Source organism: Methylorubrum sp. SL192 (assembly GCF_026672325.1).
GTDB classification, from domain to species: domain Bacteria; phylum Pseudomonadota; class Alphaproteobacteria; order Rhizobiales; family Beijerinckiaceae; genus Methylobacterium; species Methylobacterium extorquens.
Window position 1 is genome coordinate 2,191,716 of the sequence record NZ_JAPPQV010000003.1, and the last position, 19,917, is coordinate 2,211,632.

At 70.3% G+C, this 19,917-nt stretch carries 18 protein-coding genes; 10 read left to right on the forward strand and 8 right to left on the reverse strand.

All coding sequences use genetic code 11. The features are described from left to right. The first annotated feature begins 23 nt into the window (after window positions 1-23). Complete coding sequence (locus OVA30_RS11045) at window positions 24-248, forward strand: DUF2093 domain-containing protein (RefSeq protein WP_003607557.1); 225 nt, start codon at window positions 24-26, stop codon at window positions 246-248. 82 nt (window positions 249-330) lie between these two features. Here the strand turns inward: OVA30_RS11045 and lpxK are convergent, their stop codons facing one another. Genes lpxK through OVA30_RS11060 form a run of 3 tightly spaced genes read right to left on the reverse strand, consistent with a single transcriptional unit; the run spans window position 331 to window position 3,372 of the window. Then, on the reverse strand, window positions 331-1,314 hold the full coding sequence (gene lpxK / locus OVA30_RS11050) for a tetraacyldisaccharide 4'-kinase (protein WP_268175458.1): 984 nt from the start codon (window positions 1,312-1,314) through the stop codon (window positions 331-333). Between the two features lie 7 nt (window positions 1,315-1,321). Beyond that, complete coding sequence (locus tag OVA30_RS11055; protein WP_056456273.1) at window positions 1,322-2,626, reverse strand: 3-deoxy-D-manno-octulosonic acid transferase; 1,305 nt, start codon at window positions 2,624-2,626, stop codon at window positions 1,322-1,324. Continuing rightward, the gene (locus tag OVA30_RS11060) at window positions 2,623-3,372 is read right to left on the reverse strand and encodes a lysophospholipid acyltransferase family protein (RefSeq protein ID WP_003606673.1); all 750 of its coding nucleotides are present in this window, start codon (window positions 3,370-3,372) and stop codon (window positions 2,623-2,625) included. Before OVA30_RS11060 ends, OVA30_RS11055 begins: the two co-directional genes overlap by 4 nt. A gap of 236 nt (window positions 3,373-3,608) precedes the next feature. Here OVA30_RS11060 and OVA30_RS11065 point away from each other — a divergent pair, with 236 nt between their 5' ends. Next, the gene (locus OVA30_RS11065; protein WP_268175459.1) at window positions 3,609-4,556 is read left to right on the forward strand and encodes a metallophosphoesterase family protein; all 948 of its coding nucleotides are present in this window, start codon (window positions 3,609-3,611) and stop codon (window positions 4,554-4,556) included. A gap of 15 nt (window positions 4,557-4,571) precedes the next feature. On the opposite strand, the gene OVA30_RS11070 is transcribed toward OVA30_RS11065, so the two are convergent. Beyond that, the gene (locus tag OVA30_RS11070; RefSeq protein WP_003606671.1) at window positions 4,572-5,048 is read right to left on the reverse strand and encodes a response regulator; all 477 of its coding nucleotides are present in this window, start codon (window positions 5,046-5,048) and stop codon (window positions 4,572-4,574) included. Window positions 5,049-5,429: 381 nt separating this feature from the next. Here OVA30_RS11070 and OVA30_RS25950 point away from each other — a divergent pair, with 381 nt between their 5' ends. Both OVA30_RS25950 and OVA30_RS11085 read left to right on the forward strand, forming a co-directional pair. Continuing rightward, entirely contained in the window at window positions 5,430-6,263 is an 834-nt protein-coding gene (locus tag OVA30_RS25950) for a cold-shock protein (RefSeq protein ID WP_326493615.1), read from the forward strand. A 127-nt stretch (window positions 6,264-6,390) separates the two neighbouring features. After that, window positions 6,391-6,636, forward strand: coding sequence for a hypothetical protein (locus OVA30_RS11085; protein WP_268175460.1), 246 nt, complete (start codon window positions 6,391-6,393; stop codon window positions 6,634-6,636). A gap of 26 nt (window positions 6,637-6,662) precedes the next feature. Here the strand turns inward: OVA30_RS11085 and OVA30_RS11090 are convergent, their stop codons facing one another. Continuing rightward, the gene (locus OVA30_RS11090) at window positions 6,663-8,072 is read right to left on the reverse strand and encodes a leucyl aminopeptidase family protein (RefSeq protein WP_268175461.1); all 1,410 of its coding nucleotides are present in this window, start codon (window positions 8,070-8,072) and stop codon (window positions 6,663-6,665) included. Window positions 8,073-8,169: 97 nt separating this feature from the next. On the opposite strand from OVA30_RS11090, the gene OVA30_RS11095 reads away from it, so the two are divergent. The 4 genes from OVA30_RS11095 to OVA30_RS11110 all read left to right on the forward strand — a co-directional run bounded on the left by OVA30_RS11095 (window position 8,170) and on the right by OVA30_RS11110 (window position 12,408). After that, on the forward strand, window positions 8,170-9,018 hold the full coding sequence (locus OVA30_RS11095) for a tetratricopeptide repeat protein (RefSeq protein WP_076643431.1): 849 nt from the start codon (window positions 8,170-8,172) through the stop codon (window positions 9,016-9,018). 185 nt (window positions 9,019-9,203) lie between these two features. Continuing rightward, a complete protein-coding gene (gene rpmB, locus OVA30_RS11100) occupies window positions 9,204-9,509 on the forward strand; it encodes a 50S ribosomal protein L28 (protein WP_003599321.1) in 306 nt (101 codons plus the stop codon). Window positions 9,510-9,621: 112 nt separating this feature from the next. Continuing rightward, complete coding sequence (locus OVA30_RS11105) at window positions 9,622-10,551, forward strand: AEC family transporter (protein ID WP_268175462.1); 930 nt, start codon at window positions 9,622-9,624, stop codon at window positions 10,549-10,551. A gap of 153 nt (window positions 10,552-10,704) precedes the next feature. Continuing rightward, window positions 10,705-12,408 (forward strand): lysine--tRNA ligase, encoded by a 1,704-nt coding sequence (locus OVA30_RS11110; RefSeq protein WP_056118337.1) that lies wholly within the window; start codon window positions 10,705-10,707, stop codon window positions 12,406-12,408. A gap of 146 nt (window positions 12,409-12,554) precedes the next feature. Here the strand turns inward: OVA30_RS11110 and OVA30_RS11115 are convergent, their stop codons facing one another. Beyond that, entirely contained in the window at window positions 12,555-13,049 is a 495-nt protein-coding gene (locus tag OVA30_RS11115) for a ribosomal maturation YjgA family protein (RefSeq protein ID WP_268175463.1), read from the reverse strand. 76 nt (window positions 13,050-13,125) lie between these two features. Between OVA30_RS11115 and prfB the strand changes: the two genes are divergently transcribed. Further along, window positions 13,126-14,254 (forward strand): peptide chain release factor 2 gene (gene prfB / locus OVA30_RS11120; RefSeq protein WP_003599313.1). Its coding sequence is split into 2 segments (ribosomal slippage): window positions 13,126-13,194 and window positions 13,196-14,254, totalling 1,128 coding nucleotides; the frame shifts between segments, so codons are not numbered across the junction. Window positions 14,255-14,398: 144 nt separating this feature from the next. Here the strand turns inward: prfB and OVA30_RS11125 are convergent. Both OVA30_RS11125 and OVA30_RS11130 read right to left on the reverse strand, forming a co-directional pair. Next, a complete protein-coding gene (locus tag OVA30_RS11125; protein ID WP_268175464.1) occupies window positions 14,399-15,577 on the reverse strand; it encodes a M23 family metallopeptidase in 1,179 nt (392 codons plus the stop codon). A 174-nt stretch (window positions 15,578-15,751) separates the two neighbouring features. Beyond that, entirely contained in the window at window positions 15,752-16,219 is a 468-nt protein-coding gene (locus OVA30_RS11130; protein WP_268175465.1) for a peroxiredoxin, read from the reverse strand. A gap of 150 nt (window positions 16,220-16,369) precedes the next feature. Between OVA30_RS11130 and OVA30_RS11135 the strand changes: the two genes are divergently transcribed. Further along, window positions 16,370-19,825 carry a YhdP family protein gene (locus OVA30_RS11135; protein WP_268175466.1) on the forward strand — a complete coding sequence of 1,152 codons (3,456 nt, stop codon included), beginning with the start codon at window positions 16,370-16,372 and terminating at the stop codon, window positions 19,823-19,825. Window positions 19,826-19,917 lie beyond the last annotated feature (92 nt).

Genomic DNA, 19,917 nt, shown 5'->3' on the forward strand with positions numbered 1-19,917 from the left:
GCGCGGCACCGGGAGCCTACACAATGCTCGGACGCTACGATCGGGGATCGACCGGCGGCGAAGCCAAGGTCGAGTACGGCGACGGCACCATGCGGGTGGTCAAGCCCGGCACCTACGTCCGCTGCGCCGTGACCGGCGAGCCGATCGCCCTCGACGCCCTGCGCTACTGGAACGTCGATCGCCAAGAGGCCTATGCCACCCCCGAGGCGGCGATGCAGCGCCTCAAGGAGACCGGCGCGGCGCGTTGACGGCAGGACGGGCCGTCCGCCACCCGACCTCGACCGACTGGGTCGGACCGCCTTCGGTTCCTGCCGGTGAACGGCGCCCGCGTCAGGCGTGCGGCAAGGCCGCTGCGAGCTGTTGGAGAAGCCGCGTTTCGTCGGAAAAAGCGAGGGTCACCCGCAACACGGCCACCGCCGTGCGCGCCTCGCCCGGCAGGCGCACCGCGTCCTTCTCCGTCGTGACGAGGCTTGCGCCCTCGCGCGCGGCGAGCGCCGACAAAGCCGCCCAATCCTTCGGCGTGTAGGGGTGATGGTCGGCAAACGCCCGTTCCGCCACGATCTCGGCGCCCAGGCTCCGCAGCGTCTCGAAGAACTTCTGCGGACGGCCGATCCCGGCAAAGGCGACGACGCGGCGGCCGGCCCAGTCCGGCCCGGCTTCGGGAACGAGACGGGCACGGTGGACCGGCAGGCCGCGGCTTTCCGCCTCCGCCGCCGTCGCCTCGCCGGGGCCGCCCTCGCCGACCAGGACGAGGCCGGCGACATGGGACCATTGCCGGGCCAGCGGCGCGCGCAGCGGTCCGGCGGGGAAGGGCAGGCCGTTGCCGAGGCCAGCGCCCGCATCGATCACCGCGAGCGCGAGCGTCTTGGTCAGGCTCGGATTCTGCAGGCCGTCATCCATGACGATCACGTCGGCACCGGAGGCGGCGCAGAGGCGGGCGCCGGCCGGGCGGTCGCGGGCGACGATGGTGGTCGCCACCTGCGCCAGAAGCAGCGGCTCGTCGCCGACCTCCGCCGCCGCGTGCCGAGCAGGATCCACGACCAGCGGCCCGGCGAGCCGGCCGCCATAGCCCCGGCTCAGCAGGGCGGGCGTCCGGCCGAGATCGCGCAGCAGGCGGACGAGGGCGAGGGCCGTCGGCGTCTTGCCGGCGCCGCCGAGGGTGAAGTTGCCGACGCACAGGACCGGGTAGGGCGGTTCCGCGCCGGGCCGGTCCATCCGGTCGGCGGTCAGGCCGCCATAGACCCGGCCGGCGGGGGCCAGCAGCCGCGCGAGCGGATGCGTGGGCGGCCGGGACCAGAAACCGGGCGGACGCATCGCGGCCTCAGTCGCGCTCGCGCGCGGAGAGCTTCATCTGCGCGACGTAGGGTTCGAGCACCGCGAAAGTGCGCGCCACTGCGCCCTCGAAGGGCAGGAGCGCGGCCTGGCCCTTGGCCCACATCGCCGCCAGCGCGCGCGGGTCGGCGACCAGTTCGCCGACGGCCTTCTGAAGCTCCGCCTCGTCCGCGACCCGACGCGCGCCGCCCCTGGTGTCGAGCGCGCCGTAGGGTTCGTGGAAGTTGTGGACATGCGGCCCGTGCAGGATCGCGCTGTCCAGGCGCACCGGCTCGATCGGGTTCTGGCCCCCGTGCGGCACCAATGAGCCGCCGAGGAAGACCAGGGGGCAGAGCCGGTAGAACAGGCCGAGTTCACCGATCGTGTCGGCGACGTAGAGGTCGATCGAGGGCAGCGGGCGCCCGCCCTTGGCGCGCCGGCTCACCCGCAGGCCGGCGGCGGTGGCAATCCGCGCCGCTTCCTCGCCCCGGCGCGGATGGCGCGGCACGATCACCGTCAGCAGGCGCGGGAAACGCGCCTTCAGGCCGGCATGGACACGGGCGACGACCTCGTCCTCGCCGGCATGGGTGCTGGCCGCGACCCAGACGGGCCGGTCCCCGATCATGTCGCCGAGATAGGCGAGTTGCTGCGAATCGGCGGGCGGCACGGCCGAATCGTATTTGAGATTGCCGACGACGTTGATGCGCGGCGCACCGAGCCGGGCGAAGCGCTCGCCGTCCTCGCGGGTCTGGACGAGACAGACCGCGATCCGCGCCAGCAGCGCCCGAGCGGTGTCGGGCGAGCGCGTCCAGGCCTTGAACGATCGCTCCGACATCCGGCCGTTGACGAGCACCAGCGGGATGCCCCGGCGGTGCAGCGACACGATGGTGTTGGGCCAGATCTCGGATTCGGCGACGATGGCGAGATCGGGCTGCCAATGCGCGAGGAAGCGCTCGATCCAGCGCGGCGCGTCGAGCGGCATGTACTGATGCACGGCGCCGGGGGGCAGGCGCTTGCTCAGCAGGTCGGCGGCGCTGCGCGTGCCGGTGGTGACGAGAACCGAGCAGCCGCGGGCGATCATGCCCTCGATCAACCCGACGAGGGAAAGCGCCTCGCCGATGCTCGCCCCGTGCATCCAGACGAGATGGCCCACCGGCCGCGCCCGGCCGGGCAGGCCGCGGCGCTCGGACAGCCGGACCGGATCCTCTTTGCCCCGGCGCGAGCGCCACGCCAGCAGCCCGGCCACGGCGGGTTCGCCGAGATAGAGACCGTAGCGGTAGGCGCGCAGGGCGACGGGAAGCTTCGGGACCCTCACGCCGGACTGCCCTGCGATGCGGGCGCGGACACGCCGCCGACCCGGTCCGGCCGGCCGACGAGGGTGTAGGCCCGGTCGTGGACGCGGTTCAGCTCGTCTTGCACCCGCTGCCGCAGGGCATCGACCTCCTCGGGCGTGACCTCGCGGGGGACGAAGGTCGCCTCGCCGAACACCATGGCGCCGCGGCCGAAGGGCAGGCCGAGGCAGGCCCGATCCCAGGAATTGAAACGGATATGCCGGCTCGTCACCACCGCCACCGGAACGATGGGCGCGCCGGAGAAGCGGGCGAGCAGGATGATGCCGGCATCGCACACACGGGAGACCTTGGGTACGTCGGCCGAAAACGCGACGGTCTCGCCGCCCTTCAGCGCCTTGACCATGGCCCGCAGTCCCTCGGCGCCGCCCTTGGCGCGGGCGTCCTTGACCGCGCGACCGCGGGCGCCGGAGGCGCGCATTACCCGCACCCCCATCCGCGTCAGGGCCATGGTGTTGATGTTGCCGTCGGGCGAGCGGGAGATGATCGTGGCGACCCGGTCCTGCGGACGGCTCATGAACGAGATCATGATGTGCTGGCCATGCCACATGGCCGCGATGAACGGGCCGAACGCATCGAGCCGCGCATAGGCGTCTGCCGGCTCCAGGGTGAAGCGGTTGGTGCGCCGGACGAGCCGGAGATAGCCCGAGGCCAGATGGCTGAGCGCCCATTGGACGCTCGGCTTGCGGCCGATGGTCTTGATCAGGCCCATGGGTTCTGACCGCTCTGTCCCGATTCGCTTATCGACCGACCGTCGGCCTCCCGCGCCGACATGCGGGGTCGGCGGCTGTCTAGACCCGACCGTACGGTGGACGCAACGGAGCCGCTCTCAGATATTAACCTGTGTTATACGAAGCCAAAAACGTAAAGCCAAGTCGGCGCCGGGGGTGATGCCGCAGGATGCCGGATATTGACGCCGGCCCGCGTTGCCGCGATGCGGGATGGCGTATGTTCCGTCTTGCTCATCTTACCGATCCCCATGTCGGGCCGCTGCCGCGGCCGCGCCTGCGCCAGCTTCTCAGCAAGCGGGCGGCCGGCTACGTGAACTGGCGTCGGGGCCGCAGCCGCCACCACGACATGGACCTGCTCGGCGCCCTCATCGCCGACCTGCACGGCCAGGGCGTCGACCATGTCGCCTGCACCGGTGACCTGTGCAATCTCGGCCTTCCGGACGAATGGGAGAGCGCGCGGGTGTTTCTCGAAGCGCTGGGTCCGGCGGACCGCGTGAGCTTCGTGCCGGGCAACCACGACGCCTATGTCCGCGGCTCGCTGGAGGGACTGCTCGCCGCCTGCGGCGGCTGGACGGAGGCCGACGACGGGCAGATCCGCCTCTTTCCCTATCTGCGGCGGCGCGGGCCGCTCGCCCTGGTGGGCCTGTCCTCGGCGATCCCGACCAAGCCGTTCGTCGCGAGCGGCCGGCTCGGGCCGGTGCAGATCGAGGCGGCCGAGCGCGTGCTGCGCGACCTCGCCACAGCGCCCGATCGGCCCTGCCGCGTGGTGATGATCCACCACCCGCCCCATCCGGACGGGGCGGCCTCGGGACGCGAATTGAAGGATGCGGCCGCCTTCGCCGCAATGATCGGCCGGGCCGGGGCGGACCTGATCCTGCACGGGCACAACCATGTCGGCACCGTGGCTCGGATCACCGGGCCCGACGGGCGTCCGGTGCCGGTGGTCGGCGCGCCCTCGGCCTCGGCGCGCACGCTCCTGACCAACCGGCGCGCCTCCTACTACCTCTACACGGTCACGCCGGGTGAGAACGGCTTCCGGATCGCGGTGACCGAGCGCGGCCTCGACGAGGCCGGCGGCATCGGCGAACTATCGGGCTTCGACATCGAGACGCCGCCCGCGGACCGGATCGGACTGGTCCATCGGCGGCGCCAGCGCCACACCTGAGCCGACCCGGACGGGTCAGAGCGCGCCCATCTTCGACAGGCCGTTGGCCCGGGGCAGGGGACGCAGCAGGCTCTTCACCTGCGAGAATGGCCGCGGACGGTTGATCACCTCGTCGAGGCGCGACCACAGGGTCTTGGGCGAGAACGGCTTGGAGATGATCTCGTTGACGCCCAGCGCGATCGCCCGATCGACCACGTTGCGGCGCGGCTGGGCCAGCATGAGGATGATCGGCACGGTCGGCGAGGGCGAGGTGGCCGGGGTTCTGGCAAGCCGGATGAACTCCTCCCCCGACAGGATCGCCAAATCCCAATCGATGATCGTGAGATCGGGCTTGCTCTCGGCGAGCACGCCGAGCGCCTCCGCGCCGTCGGGCGCCTCCAGCACGCGCTTGATGCCGACGCGCATCAGCATGTCGCGCACGATGCGGCGGATGTAGAGGCTCTCGTCCACGACGAGGGCGGAGAGATCCGGAAAGGTCGGAGTTGCGATCATCGGCAGCCGGCGCCCGGCTCGAATCCGGGCCGTTTCGCGGCGAAACTAACCCCGTTGGGTTTGCGTTTTCCTAAAGCGCGACCGAGTGCGCGGGAATCAGAAGCGAGAATCGTCCCCCTCTGCGCCCCCTGCGTGCAAGCGTGATTCGGAACGGACGGGATCCCAAAGGGGGTACGTACGCAGTTTCACCGCGAAAATGCGGAGCCTACAGCACGGATCGGTTAGAAGAACCTTGCGGTATGGGCGGGATTGCGTCAGACCTGAGGCATCGCTCCCGGTAGCCGCAGCCGGGGGGATGATAGTGCGGCGCGTCGGCTGTCTCGAGATAGCGCGCACGCGGTATTCGAGACTTGGCGGGCGGACGGTTTTTGCGAGCTTTCAATGGGACGTGGTCGTGATTTCAGGGGGCCGCAGAAGCGCGGCTTCGACGAGGGTGGTTCCGAGCCGCGTTGGCCCGATGAACTGCCCCCGAGCGGTGGTGACCGCTTCGGCGGCGGCGGTAGCGCCGGCGGCAACCGCTTCGGCGGCGGTGGTGGTGGTTACGGCGGCGGCGGCGGTGGCGGCTTCGACCGCGGCCCGGCGCGCGCAGCGGCTGCACCGACGGGACCGGAGCGTGATGCGACGGTCAAGTGGTTCAACAAGGAGAAGGGCTTCGGCTTCGTGGAGCTCGGCGACGGCTCCGGCGATGCCTTCCTCCACATCCGCGCGGTCGAGGCCGCCGGTCACGACGACCTCCTTCCCGGCACACGCCTGACGGTCCAGACCGCCCAGGGCCAGAAGGGCCCGCAGGTCACCGCAGTGAACAGCGTCGACACCTCCACGGCCGAGGCGGCTCCGCCCCGGCGCGAGGCCCCGCGCTTCGGCGGCGGCGGTGATCGCTTCGGTGGTGGCGGCGGTGGCGACCGCTTCGGCGGCGGCGACCGTTTCGGTGGCGGCAGCCGTGATCGCTTCGGCGGCGCGGGTGCTGGCGGCGGCGGCGGTGGACGTTTCGCCTCCGGCCCGTCGGTCGAGATGACCGGCACCGTGAAGTGGTACGACCCGGCCAAGGGCTTCGGTTTCGTCTCGGTGAACGACGGCGGCAAGGACGTGTTCGTGCACCGTTCGGCGCTGTCCCGCGCCGGCCTGGACTCGCTGGCCGAAGGCCAGCAGGTCACCCTCGGCGTGGTCGAGGGTCAGAAGGGCCGCGAGGCCTCGAGCATCACCGTCGAATACTAATCGACGCGGGCCGCGCGGCGGCCCGAACGGAAGCTTACGAAGCGGCGGCCTCAGGGCCGCCGTTTTCGTTTGTCGGGTTGGCCATCTCGACAGGCTTCGCCCGGCAACGACGATGAGGGAGAACGCGATGCGTCGGACCGTCAGCGCGCTCGGCCTGCTGCTCCTGGGCACGGCACCCGCCGCGGCGGAGGATTTCTCCGGCTTCTACGCCGGGGTGAATGCGGGCTGGGCGTTCGAACGCGGTGGTGACCGGGATCTGTCCGTACCGGGGGCAGCGGGGGCGGCCAAGCCGGAGGAGGGACTCCCGCCGAGCGTGGCGCGGGTTCAGGAGCGGCAGTTGCCAGCTCCCGCGCATCCGGCCGGGCGCCGCTGAACAGCGATCGCCGCCCCGGAAGGCCGTCAGACGTCGCGGCCGTACCGCTCAGCCACCAGGGCATAGGCGAGGCGGGCGGTCTGGACCTCGCCGCCCTCCGGTCGGCCCGGCTTGGTCGAGGGATTCCAGCCGTAGAGGTCGAAATGCACGTGCGCCTGGGTCCGGCGCACGAAGCGGCACAGGAACAGGGCGGCCGTGATCGCCCCGGCAAAGCCGCCGCCCGGCGCGTTGTTGAGGTCGGCGACCTTCGAATCGAGCAGGCTCGCATAGGGCAGGTGCAGGGGCAGGCGCCAGACCGGATCGTTGACGCGCAGGCCCGCTTCCGCGACCGCAGCGGCCAACCCCTCGTCCTCGGTGAAGAAGGCCGGCAGATCGGGGCCCAGCGCCACGCGGGCGGCGCCGGTCAGCGTCGCGAAATCGAGGATGAGGTCCGGCGCCTCGGCATCGGCCAGCGCCAGCGCGTCGGCAAGGATCAGGCGCCCCTCCGCATCGGTGTTGCCGATCTCGACGGTGAGGCCGGCGCGGGAGCGGATCACGTCGCCGGGCCGGAAGGCATCGCCGGCAATGGCGTTCTCAACGCTCGGCACGATCAGCCGCAGCCGCACGGGCAGGCCGGCGCCCATGATCATCTCGGCCGCCGCCAGGGCCGCGGCGGCGCCGCCCATATCCTTCTTCATCAGCAGCATGTTGGAGGCCGGCTTGATGTCGAGCCCGCCGGTGTCGAACACGACGCCCTTGCCGACCAGCGTCACCCGCGGCGCGCCCTCGGTCCCCCAGGTCAGATCGATGAGGCGGGGCGCCCGCGGCGAGGCGACGCCGACGGCGTGGACGAGAGGAAATTCTTTCTCGAGATCCGCGCCGACGGTGACGGAAACCGTCGCACCGAACCGCTCGCCCAGCGCCCGCACGGCGGCCTCGACTTCGGCCGGTCCGAGATCGTTCGCCGGGGTGTTGACGAGGTCGCGGCCGGCCGCGACCGCAGCCGCGAGCCGTTCGATCGCCGCCGCGTCGATTCCGTCCGGAGCAACGAGGCGCGGGCGCGGCTCGCCCGGCTTGCGGTAGCGCTCGAACCGGTAGCTGCCGAGCAGCCACGCCAGCGCCGCCTCGCTCTCATCGAGATCGTCGCACGGCTCGAACCGGTAATTGCCCGGGGGCAGGGCGCCCGGCAGCTTGCCGGCGAGAAAGCGGTCGCGACCGCCTGCTTTCGCGTCGCCCAGGCCGAACAGCACGCGGCCGAGGCCCCCGTCCTCTCCGGGGAGGAGGGCGACGCGGCCGGCCTTGGGGGCAAAGCCGGTGGCGTCGGCAAAGCTACGCTGGAGCGGGGGCAATCCGGCGGCGACAGCGCCCCATCCTTCCTCCGTCACGCAGCGGATCGGGACCGCATCCGCGCCTGCATCGAGAAGGGAGGGGCCGTGCTGCGAGAGAGGTGCGGACATGGAAAATAAGCTTAACCGGCCATTAGGGTTAACGCTCTATCACCCCGCCATCGGTACGGCGCAAGCGCCGGCCGTGGCATTGGGGGGAGAGGACACCATGACCGGCATTTGCAGCGCGGCTCCGAGCCAGCCTGGAATGGTCCGGACACGCCGTCTGCTCGCCCTGGCCCTCGTCGGCCTCGGGCTGGCCGGCTGCCAGAGCCGCTCGCCCGAGACGACCGGCTCGATCGGCGGCCTCAACCTGCTCGGCGCGAACCGTGCCGAACGCTCGCCCCGCGCCGAAATCGATGCCCTGGCAGCGCGCTACAACGCGGACCCGAACGACGTGCGCGCCGCCATGCGCTACGCCGCGGCCCTGCGCGCGACCGACCAGAAATCACAGGCCGTGGCGGTGCTGCAGCAGGTCGCCCTGCGCAACCCGAAGGACAAGGTCGTGCTCGCCGCCTACGGCAAGAGCCTCGCCGATGCCGGCCGCTACCAGGAGGCCAACGAAGTCCTTCAGAACGCCCACAGCCCGGCCCAGCCCGATTGGCGCGTGCTCTCGGCGCAGGGGATGGTGGCCGACGAGACCGGCGACCACGCCCGGGCGCAGAACCTTTACGACACCGCTCTCAAGATCGCGCCGAACGAGCCGCGGATCCTGTCGAATCTCGGCCTGTCCTACGCACTCTCCCGCCGCCTCGACGAGGCCGAAACGACCCTGCGTCTCGCCGTGGCCCAGCCGAAGGCCGATGCCCGCGTGCGCCAGAACCTCGCACTGGTGCTCGGCCTCAAGGGCCGCTACGACGAGGCGGAGCAAGTGCTGGCCCAGGATCTCGGCCCGGCGGAAGCGGCAGCCAACATGCGCGAGATGCGCGCCATGGCCGCCCGCCGCGCGGCACCGAAGACGGCCCAGGCCGTCGCGGCGACGCCGGGGCGGCAGCTCGCACGGTCGGCGATCCAGTAAAGCCGGGATCTTGGCCCGCCGACCTTGACGAAACCGGCGCATCTCCCCTATAGGCTCGCCACTTCCATAGGACTCCGCCGGTATCGATTGTCGCGAGGGTTCGACGCCCTCGGCGCGAGAGCCGTGTGGCATTGCCGAAACGCTTCAGCGCCGAGACCCGGCCTAACGTTGACAGGACTGTAACGATGTCGCGTCGCTGCGAACTCACGGGCAAGGCCGTTCAGGTCGGTCACCTCGTGAGCCACTCGAACCGGAAGACCAAGTGCCGGTTCCTGCCGAACCTCTGCAATGTCACGCTGCAGTCGGACACCCTCAACCGCCGCGTCCGCCTGCGGGTGACCGCCCACGCGCTCCGCTCGGTCGAGCACCGCGGCGGCCTCGACGCCTTCCTCGTGAAGGCTCGTGAGATCGAGCTGTCGCAGACGGCCCGCCTGCTCAAGCGCGAGATCGAGAAGAAGATCGCCGAGCCGGCCACGCCCGCCGCCGCGTAAGTCTTGTCGGGCCGGCACACGGCCCGAACGATCGTCCAACCGAATCGGAGAGGCCACCGGATGCGCGAATCGCGCCCGGTGGCCTTTTCCGTTCGACAGGGTCCCCCGGCCGATGACGGCGCTCACCCTCATCATCCCGATCTTCGGCCTCGTGCTGGTCGGCTGGCTCGCCTCGCTCACCAAGATCATCTCGGAGCGGGTCGGCGACGGGCTGTCCGAATACGTCTTCTCACTCGCGGTGCCGGCCCTCATCGTCTCGACGCTGACGCGGCCGGGCCTGTCGGGCGAGATCGCCTGGGGCTACTGGGCGAGCTATTTCGGCGGGGCTGCCATCGCCTGGGCCACCGGCTCACTGATCGGGCGCCGCACCGAGGGCGTGGACCGGCGCGGCGCCGTGCTGCACGGCTTTGCCGCGAGCCAGTCGAACACCGTCTTCGTCGGCGTGCCGATGATTCTCCAGGCCTACGGCGAATCGGGCGCCTTCCCGCTCTTCATGCTGCTCGCCGTCCACCTGCCGTTGATGATGGGTGCCGCGACCTTCCTGATCGAATCGGAGGGCGGGCGCCCCATGGGCCAGCGGCTGAAGGCGCTCGGCCTCGCGCTCGGCAAGAACCCGATCTTCCTGGCGCTCGCCGTCGGCATGGCGATGAAGGCCGGCGGCCTCTCCTTTTCGGGCATCCCGAAGGCCCTGGTCGATTCGCTGGCCGGCACCGCCTCGACCTGCGCGCTGATCGCGCTGGGAGCCGGCCTCACCCGCTACAAGGTGCTGCACGACCTGCGCGGCGCGAGCATCGTCGCCGCCCTGAAGCTCGGCCTGCACCCACTCGCCGTCTATCTCCTCGCCTTCCACGTCTTCACCATGCCGCCGGCCTATGCCGGCGTCGCCGTGCTGTTCGCGGCGATGCCGGTGGGCATCAACGCCTACCTGCTGGCCGTGCGCTACAAGAGCGAGCAGGGCTTGGTTGCCGCCGCCGTACTGGTCTCGACGCTGGCCGCGACCGCCACGACCGTAGGCTGGCTGATGCTGCTCGGGCGCGGATAGTTTTTCGGACTTCGCTCTCAAGCGGGATCTCGGGTCGTCGCATAGGATGGCTGCGTTGACCCCGGCCCCCTCGCTCCATAGGTTGCCCGCTCTTGCGCCCCGGCCCGAATGGCCGGCGCGGCGCTTGTCCAGACCCCGAAAAGCTTGCTTGTGATGTCCGCGCCCCTCCGCCTCGACCCCGACATTCTGGAGGCCGCTGCCTCCGCCGCCGCCTGGCCGTTCGAGGAGGCGCGCAAGCTCGTGGCGCGGCTGGAGCGCAAGCCCAAGAGCGAGGTTCTATTCGAGACCGGCTACGGCCCCTCGGGCCTGCCGCATATCGGCACCTTCGGCGAGGTGGCCCGCACCTCCATGGTGCGCCACGCCTTCCGCGTGCTGACCAAGGACGCGGTGCCGACTCGGCTGATTGCCTTCTCCGACGACATGGACGGCCTGCGCAAAGTCCCGGACAACGTGCCGAACCGTGAGCGGCTGGCCGAAGCGCTCAACCTCCCGCTGACCCAGGTCCCGGACCCGTTCGGCACGCATGACAGCTTCGGCGCGCACAACAACGCCGAGCTGCGCCGCTTCCTCGACGCCTTCGGCTTCGACTACGAGTTCCGCTCGGCCACCGAGTGCTACAAGGCCGGCATCTTCGACGACACGCTGCGCCTCGTCTTGGAGCGCTACGAGGCGGTGATGGCGATCATGCTGCCCTCGCTGCGGGCCGAGCGCTCGGCGAGCTACTCGCCGTTCCTGCCGATCCACCCCGTCACCGGCCATGTCATGCAGGTGTCGATCGACGAGGTGCGCCCGAGCGCCGGCACCATCGTCTGGCGCGATCCGGCGACGAACGAGGCCTACGAGACGCCGGTGACCGGCGGCCACGTCAAGCTGCAATGGAAGCCCGACTGGGCGATGCGCTGGGTCGCGCTCGGCGTCGATTATGAGATGGCCGGCAAGGACCTGATCGATTCGGTCAAGCTCTCGGGACAGATCGCCCGCGCGCTCGGCGCCGAGCCGCCGGAGGGGTTCAACTACGAACTCTTCCTCGACGAGAAGGGCCAGAAGATCTCGAAGTCGAAGGGCAACGGCCTGACCATCGACGAATGGCTGACCTACGCCACGCCCGAGTCGCTCGCCCTGTTCATGTACAACAAGCCGCGCGAGGCCAAGCGCCTGTTCTTCGACGTGATTCCGCGCAACGTCGATGAGTACGACAACTTCCTCGGCCGTTTTGCCGGCCAGGAAGCCAAGCACCGGCTCGGCAACCCGGTCTGGCACCTGCATGCGGGCGCGCCGCCGGCCGTCGAAACCATCGACGAGGCCGGCACCACGCTCTCCTTCGGCATGCTCTTGAACCTCGTGGCGGTGGCCAATGCCGAGGACGAGGCGGTTTTGTGGGGCTTCATCCGTCGCTACGCCCCGAATGTCGGGCCGGAGACGCATCCGCGGCTCGCCGGCCTCGTGACGCGGGCGCTCGCCTATTACCGGGACTTCGTGCGCCCGCAGAAGCAGTACCGCGCCCCGACCGAGGAAGAGGCGGCGGCCCTGCGCGACCTCTCGGACACGCTCAAGGAGCACGAGGCGTCGACCGATCCGGAGGCGCTGCAGGCGATCGTTTACGAAGTCGGCCGGCGCCACTTCCCCGACCTCTCGGGCAAGGCCAAGAGCCCGGACGGGCGGCCCGGCGTCTCCAAGACGTGGTTCGCCTCGATCTACAACGTGCTGTTCGGCGAGGCGCAGGGGCCGCGCTTCGGCTCGTTCATCGCGCTCTACGGCGTGGCGGGCACCCGGGCGCTGATCGAGAAGGCGCTGAGCGGCGCGCTGGTGGCCGAGCACGCGGCCTTCCTCGAGAGCCGCAAGGCGGCCGCGGCCTGAGCAGGGGTGGGGCCGATGCGGAGGATGCGGGCGTTGGCTGGCATCCTCCGCACCCTCGCTGCCCTGATCGCGCCGAACCGGGCGGTGGTGCGGGCCCTGTCGGGAGGCTAAGCCACGCCGGCCGGTTCGTCGCCGGCCACCTCGCATCACGAGAAATCGGCCGGCCGGCGATCGATCTTCGCGCGAGGCGGCTCGAAATCGATCTCCGCGGCGCCCGGCATCGCCAGCGCATCGGCAACGTGCCGCCGCCCGTCCGGCCGCCGTGTGCTCCGATCGAGTGCCGCCGCCAGCCCGATGCCGGCGGCGTAGGCCACGACGTTCCACGGTGAGAAGACGCGGCCGAGCAGCAACTGCCCTGCCAGCGACAAGCGGAACGTGTCGAGCCCCGGCGTGTGGACGAGGCGGAACAGCTCGACCAGCACGGCAACGATCAGGGCGATCGCCGCCAGCCGCGCGACTGGGGCGGCGGGCCGGGCAAGGGCGATGAGCCCATAGACCATCGCGCCCCACACGACGGAGCCCGCGTATTTCACGACCTCCTTCGGTAGGCCGAGCGGCAGATAGCGCACGCCGAGGCCTGCCGCGATCACGGCGAGGACCGCGACGAAGAGGCGGAGGCGGCGGGATCGGAGGCTCGGCATCGCGGTGCAGCGGTTTACAGGGCGGGAGGCGCCCGGTATCACCCCGGACCACACCGACATACGAGTTTCACACCAGATGCGCGCCGAGATCGAACAGGCCTCGGATGCCGCCAAGCAGTCTATAGGGCTGCTGAGGAGGCATCTTTGACTGGGACACCGTCGATAAACGTCTCGCGGAGCTGAACGCGGCTTCCGAGAACCCCGACCTCTGGAACGATCCGGAGGCCGCACAGAAGGTCATGCGCGAGCGCCAGGAGCTCGACGAGGCCGTCACCGCGATCAAGAAGCTTGAACGCGATCTCGAGGATGGCGCGACGCTGATCGAACTCGGCGAGATGGAGGGTGACCAAGCCTCCATCAGCGAGGGCGAGGCCACGATCAAGGCGGTCGAGAAGGAAGCCGCGAGCCGGCAGGTCGAGACCCTGCTCTCGGGCGAGGCCGACGGCTTCGACACCTATCTCGAAGTCCATGCGGGCGCGGGCGGCACCGAGAGTCAGGACTGGGCCAACATGCTCCAGCGCATGTATGCCCGCTGGGCCGAGCGCCGGAAGTTCAAGGTCGAGATCGTCGAGATGACCGACGGCGAAGAGGCCGGGATCAAGGGCGCCACGCTCCTGATCAAGGGCCACAACGCCTATGGCTGGCTCAAGACCGAGTCGGGCGTGCACCGGCTCGTGCGGATCTCGCCCTACGATTCCAACGCGCGGCGGCATACCAGCTTTGCCAGCGTCTGGGTCTATCCGGTCGTCGATGACCGGATCGAGATCGAGATCAAGGAATCGGACTGCCGCATCGACACCTACCGGTCGTCGGGTGCGGGCGGCCAGCACGTCAACACGACCGATTCGGCGGTGCGCATCACGCACAACCCGACCGGCATCGTCGTGGCCTGCCAGCAGGAGCGCTCGCAGCACAAGAACCGGGCCACCGCCTGGAACATGCTGCGCGCCCGCCTCTACGAGGCCGAGCTGAAGAAGCGCGAGGAAAAGGCCAACGCCGAGGCGGCCTCGAAGACCGATATCGGCTGGGGCCACCAGATCCGATCCTACGTGCTTCAGCCGTACCAGCTCGTGAAGGACCTGCGCACGGGCACGCAATCGACCGACCCGGACGAGGTGCTCGACGGCGACCTCGACCCGTTCATGGAAGCCTCGCTGGCGCAACGCGTGTTCGGCGGCAGCGAAGACGTCGCCGACATCGACTGACGCCCCTTAGAGCATCGTCCTGGATATCAGATCCAGGACGATGCTCTAGGCACTTGTTTTTGCATCATCTTTTCCGAAAGCCGGCAACCACTTTTCGGGACGATGCTCTAGTCTCCTCTCCTCACGGGGAGGGGACAGCCGGCCTCAATCCGCGAAGACGAGCTGCGCCCCGGCCCGCAGGAACCGCTGCGGATCGACCGGCTCGCCGTCGATGCGGGTCTCGTAATGCAGGTGGCTGCCGGTCGAGCGGCCGGTCGAGCCGGCGAACCCGACCACACTTCCCGCCTCGACCCGCTGGCCGACCGAGACCGCAGTGCCGGAGAGATGCGCGTAGCGCGTGACGAGGCCGCGCCCGTGATCGACCTCGACCATGTTGCCGTAGCCGCCGGCATATTCGGCCGCCGTGATCCGCCCGGCGGCGGTGGCCCGGACCGGGGCGCCGGTCTCGGCGCGCATATCCACGCCCGTATGGAGCGCGTAGCCGCGGGTGAACGGATCGAGCCGGGCGCCGAAGCTGCTGGTGAAGGCAAGCTCGCCTGGAAGCGGCTGGCGGAAGGGGAGGGCGGCGGTCACCCGACGCAGATGCGTCTCCTCCTCGATCTGGCGCCGGGCCTCGGCCAGCGCCTGCTCGAAGGCGTCGGGCCCGAGCGGAACGAGGGGGCCGCCGACGCCGCCTGCAGGTGGATCGAACCGGGCCGGTGACAGACCCGTGCGGGCGATCAGGTCGCGGAAGCGTTCGGCGCTGCGCCCGGCCTGAAGGGCGATACCGGCCGCGGCGCGCGACTGCGCCTCGGCGACACGATGGAGCGCCTCCTCCAGGCGCGACAGGCGCGCGGACGAGGCGGGACCGGCGGCCTCGGCCCGGTCCTCGCCGCCCATGCGCAGTTCCGGCGTCGGGAACGGCTTCTGGACACGCGCCGCGGGCTCCGCGACCGGGATCGGGGCAGGCGGCGGCACATCATCGATCGGCGCGGCGGCCCCACCCAGACCGGAGAGCAGCCCCTGGCGCTTCTCGATCAGGGCCTGCCGCTCGGTCAGGGCGGAAAGCCGGTTCTCGACATTGCCGCGCTCCGCGTTGCGCTCGGCCGCCGCGCGGTCGAGGGCGCGTTGAAGGGTGCCGATCCGCTCCTCGTAGGTGAACTGCATCGCGCTCTGGCGCGAAACGAAGCGGGCCAGCATCTCGTCGTGGAAGACGAGGTAGTAGCTCGCGGCCGCCGCCCAGAGCGTCGAGACGGCGAGCCCGAGGCCGAGCGCCCGGACGAGACGGCGCTGGGAGAGAGGGGAAAGGCCGGCTTTGCGGCGGGCCTGAGCAGTCGATGGCATGGCACGTCGGACGTTCGGAGACGGGCCCGATCACAGACGATTAAGGTTAAGGAAGCCTAGCGTTTGTTAGCGATCCGCGGCCTGCATCGGAACACGAGGCGCCGGTTCAACAGATCGCGTCATCCCGAAAACCAAAGGCCCTCTTTCGGAATGACGCCGGCGTGCGATCCGTCCTCAGGCCAGGGCTTTGACGGCTTCCAGAACTTCCTCGACATGGCCCGGCACTTTCACCTTGTGCCAGACCCGCGCGATCCGTCCCTCGCGGTCGATCAGCACGGTCGTGCGCTCCACGCCCATGTATTTTCGGCCGTACATGCTCTTCTCGACCCAGACGCCGTAAGCTTCCAGCATCGATTTCGCCTCGTCGGAAGCGAGCGGGAAGGTCAGGCCGTACTTGGCCCTGAACTTATCGTGGCTCTTGACCGGATCCGGCGAGACCCCGACCACCTTCGCCCCGGCTGCCGCGAAGGCCTCGCTCTGGGCGTTGAAGTTCTGCGCCTCGAGGGTGCAACCGCTCGTATCGTCCTTTGGGTAGAAATAAAGCACGATCTTGTGACCGCGCAGGCTCTCGAGAGAGATGGTCTCGCCGCCGGCTCCGGGTAACGAGAACAGGGGCGCGGCATTGCCGGTCTCAAGCGGCATTTCGCCTTCCTTTCGGCCGATTGATGGTGTGCCTGATCCCATGCACGCAGACCTCCGGGGACGCCATGCCGGAGTGGCTTGAATCCTGAGGAAAGCCGCCGCGGCAATCGGACCTTCGCCCGAACCTACGGGTGTAGCAGCGAACGAGTGATGGATCAGGAAACGGCCAGGACCCTGCTCCAGGAGGCGGTCGAGGCGCCTGCGCCGCGCAAAGCGCGCCGTCGTCGGCGGCGGCCGGTGCTCTGGTGCGCGCTGCTCCTCGTCTTCCTGCTCGGTCTCGGCGGCGGGCTCGTCGCCCTGCGGCTGTCGCAGGGTCCGCTGCGCATCGACGGCCTGACGCATCAGGTCGCCGAGGCGGTGGCGGGCCGCTTCGGTCCGGGCTGGCGCGTGGCTTTGCGCGACTCTGCGCTCGAACTCGACAGCGAATCCTCGCTGGCACTCCGGGTCGGCGGGCTCGACATCTTCAACCCGGAGGGTGCGCTGGTGGTGCGCGCCCCGCTCGCGGTGGTCAGCCTCGATACGTGGAGCCTGCTGCGCCTCTCGGTCCAGCCGCGCTCCATCGAATTCCGCGACATCGAGATGACCGCCCTCGTCCATGACGACGGGTCCATCGCCTTCGCCGCCTCGTCACCGACGCAGGGGGATGGAGCAGGGGAGGCGGCCAAGCCCCACACCCTGCCGAGCGTGGACGCCGCCCGCGGCACCGTCTCGCCGGTCTCGGCGGCGGTCGCCTCGATCTTCGGCGTGGTGCTCGATCCGGCCGGGGTCATCGGCGCCCTCGACCGGGCGCGGATCACCAACGGACGCCTGACCCTCGTCGACGACGCCCGGCACCAAGCCACCTTCGAGCGGGTGAACGGCCTGTTCCGCCGCGGCACCAGCGACGATTCGCGGGTGTTCGAGCTGCGCATCGACGGGCCCCACGGCGAGTGGCGCTTCGGCGGCCGCGTCCACGAGGCGGGGGAGGGGCGGCGCGCGGGCGTCATCACCCTGGACGACCTGCCCATCACCGATCTGCTGCTGCTCTCTGGCCACTCGAAGATGCCGGTGGAAACCGACCTCAAGCTCTCGGCCCGAGCCGACGTGGCGCTGTCGGGCGGCCGCATCGAGACGATGAAGGCCGAGGTGAAGACCGGCGGCGGCACGCTCCTCATCGACGAGAAGGACTTCAACCCGGTCGTCATCGACGAGCTGCGCGCCGAGGCGAGCTGGGACGAAGCGCGACGCGCGCTCGCCATCTCCGCCATCGACTACAAGGGCGGCGGCAACGACGCCCACCTGACCGGCGCCTTCGCCATCGGTCCGCCCGATGCCGTGGACGCCTGGACGCTCGATTTCGCCGGCAAGGATGCGCTGCTGCGCGGCGCCGCCCGCAGCGACCCGTCCTTCCGCATCGGCGAGATCAGCGGGCGGATCACCGGCCGGGCCGGGGGCGTGAACATCGAGTCGATCGCGCTGGCGGGCGACGGCCTGCGCGGCCGCCTGAGCGGGACGGTCGGCACGCGGGCCGACGACGAGGGCATCACCCTGCACATCGTCGCCAGCAACACCGACGGCCGCAAGGCCATGCGGCTCTGGCCCGAGAACATCGCGCCCGGCGTGCGCAACTACCTCGTGGACGAGCTACGCGGCGGACGCCTCGATCAGGCCGACATCCAGATCGACATGAGCGGACCGGAACTCGCTGCGGCGACCCGTGGCGACCCGATGCCGGATGCCGCGCTCAACGTGGCCTTCGCGGTCTCGGATGCCGGACTGACCATCTCTCAGGACGCGCCGCCCCTGAGCCACGGCCGGGTCACCGGCACGATCACCGGCCGCACCACGACGATCCAGAATGCGACCGCCGAGATCCGCCTCTCCGACACGCGGGCCCTGACGATCTCGGACGCCTCCTTCCTCATCCGCGATCCGCAGCCGGACAAGATCATCGCCCAGCTCGGCCTGCGGCTGTCCGGCTCCGTCGATTCGCTGGCCGCACTCCTCGAAACCCCGATGTTCAAGGGAATCACGGGCGCCGACATCGATCCGGCCACGCTGAAGGGCAAGGCGGATCTGCGCATCGACGTACCGATCAACCTCAAGCACGTGCCCGATCTCGCCGAGATGCCGGTGACGCTGACCGGCTCGATCACCGAGTTCAGCATGGACAAGGCGGTCGGCAAGGATCGCTTCGAGGCGGGTCGCTTCACCCTCTCCTTCGACCGCAGCGGCTTCGCCCTCAAGGGCGACGGGCGGCTGCTCGGCGCCCCCGTCGCCATCGACCTCAAGCAGCCCAAGCCCGGCGCCCCCGGCGAGGCGGTGGTGAGCCTGAACCTCGACGACGCCTTCCGGGCCAAGCGCGGCCTGCCCACCGCGCCGCAGCTCGGCGGCGTCATCCCGGCCCGCGTCGTGTTGCCGGTGGGGCGCCCCGCCTCCGCCGGCAAGCCGCCGGCCCGCGTCGAGGCGGACCTGACCCGCGCCTCGATCAACGGTCTGATGCCCGGCTGGAGCAAGCCCGCAGGCAAGGCCGGGCGCCTCGGCTTCACCCTGGTGGAAGCGGCGGGCGGCGGGATGGAGCTGCGCGACATCACCCTCGACGCCGCCCCCGCGCTTGCCCGCGGCAGCGCCACGATTTCGGCCGAGGGCAATCTCGAACGGGCGGACCTGACCGCGCTCAAGCTCTCGCCGGGCGACGACATGCGCGTCAGCCTCGACCGGGCCGGCTCGACCTACAAGGTCGCGGTGAAGGGCGCCGTCGTCGATGCGCGGCCCTTCCTCAAGGGCATGACGAGCGGCGACGACAAGGGCGGCAAGGAGCCCGGCAAGGACATCGAGGCGGATGTCGCCGCCAACATCGTCTCCGGCTTCAACGGCGAGTCGCTCACCAACGCGACGCTGAAGGCGAGCTTCAAGGGCGGTGATCTGCGCGCCGCCCAGTTCAAGGGCCGTTTCGGCGGTTCCCCGCTCAGTGCCGTGGTCCGGAGCGAGCGCGGCGCGCCGCTGCTCACCCTCGACTCCGCCGATTCCGGCGCGACGCTGCGCTTCCTCGACATCTACAAGCGGATGTATGGCGGGCGGCTCGCACTCAACGTCTACCTCAACGACGGTCCGCAGGCCGGCGTGGTCCAGATCAAGGACTTTGCCCTGCGCAACGAACCGGCCCTGTCGAGCATCGTCGCCCAGGCCCCGCCGCCCTCGGACGGACGGCGCGCCGCCCCGAACGCCAACGATGTCGGCTTCGACAAGATGCGCGCGAACTTCACCCGCAGCGGCCCGCGGGTGAGCTTTTCCGACGCGGCGATCTCGAACGCGGCGATGGGCTTCACCGCAACCGGCTGGCTCGACACGGCCAAGGAGCGCACGCAGATCGACGGCACCTTCGTGCCGCTCTACGGGCTCAACAACGTGGTGGCGCAGGTGCCGTTGTTCGGGCCGCTGTTGGCGGGCGGCAGCAACGAGGGCCTGTTCGCGGTGAACTTCAACGTCTCGGGACCGATCGCCAAACCGACGGTCAACGTGAACCCGCTCTCGGCGGTCGCCCCCGGCTTCCTGCGAAAACTGTTCGGCGCCGGAAGCGGCGACACCTTCGCCAACGGCGCCGGGCCGGGCGGGCCCGAGCGGTAGGGGTCGGAAACTCCGCCGTCCTGTCCCTAGGGAGAGACCGGCAGGGCTTGGGAGCGGATGATCGAGCGGACGACATCCGGACTGCGCCGAGA

Coding starts and splice junctions, on each gene's coding strand:
- lpxK (WP_268175458.1), bottom strand. CDS start 1,314: ATGCGTCCGCCCGGTTTCTGGTCCCGGCCGCCCACGCATCCGCTCGCG.
- OVA30_RS11110 (WP_056118337.1), top strand. CDS start 10,705: ATGTCCGCGCCCCTCCGCCTCGACCCCGACATTCTGGAGGCCGCTGCC.
- OVA30_RS11060 (WP_003606673.1), bottom strand. CDS start 3,372: ATGGGCCTGATCAAGACCATCGGCCGCAAGCCGAGCGTCCAATGGGCG.
- OVA30_RS11125 (WP_268175464.1), bottom strand. CDS start 15,577: ATGCCATCGACTGCTCAGGCCCGCCGCAAAGCCGGCCTTTCCCCTCTC.
- OVA30_RS11070 (WP_003606671.1), bottom strand. CDS start 5,048: ATGATCGCAACTCCGACCTTTCCGGATCTCTCCGCCCTCGTCGTGGAC.
- OVA30_RS11065 (WP_268175459.1), top strand. CDS start 3,609: ATGTTCCGTCTTGCTCATCTTACCGATCCCCATGTCGGGCCGCTGCCG.
- OVA30_RS11130 (WP_268175465.1), bottom strand. CDS start 16,219: ATGCCGCTTGAGACCGGCAATGCCGCGCCCCTGTTCTCGTTACCCGGA.
- OVA30_RS11085 (WP_268175460.1), top strand. CDS start 6,391: ATGCGTCGGACCGTCAGCGCGCTCGGCCTGCTGCTCCTGGGCACGGCA.
- OVA30_RS25950 (WP_326493615.1), top strand. CDS start 5,430: ATGGGACGTGGTCGTGATTTCAGGGGGCCGCAGAAGCGCGGCTTCGAC.
- OVA30_RS11095 (WP_076643431.1), top strand. CDS start 8,170: ATGACCGGCATTTGCAGCGCGGCTCCGAGCCAGCCTGGAATGGTCCGG.
- OVA30_RS11105 (WP_268175462.1), top strand. CDS start 9,622: ATGACGGCGCTCACCCTCATCATCCCGATCTTCGGCCTCGTGCTGGTC.
- OVA30_RS11135 (WP_268175466.1), top strand. CDS start 16,370: ATGGATCAGGAAACGGCCAGGACCCTGCTCCAGGAGGCGGTCGAGGCG.
- OVA30_RS11090 (WP_268175461.1), bottom strand. CDS start 8,072: ATGTCCGCACCTCTCTCGCAGCACGGCCCCTCCCTTCTCGATGCAGGC.
- OVA30_RS11115 (WP_268175463.1), bottom strand. CDS start 13,049: ATGCCGAGCCTCCGATCCCGCCGCCTCCGCCTCTTCGTCGCGGTCCTC.
- rpmB (WP_003599321.1), top strand. CDS start 9,204: ATGTCGCGTCGCTGCGAACTCACGGGCAAGGCCGTTCAGGTCGGTCAC.
- OVA30_RS11045 (WP_003607557.1), top strand. CDS start 24: ATGCTCGGACGCTACGATCGGGGATCGACCGGCGGCGAAGCCAAGGTC.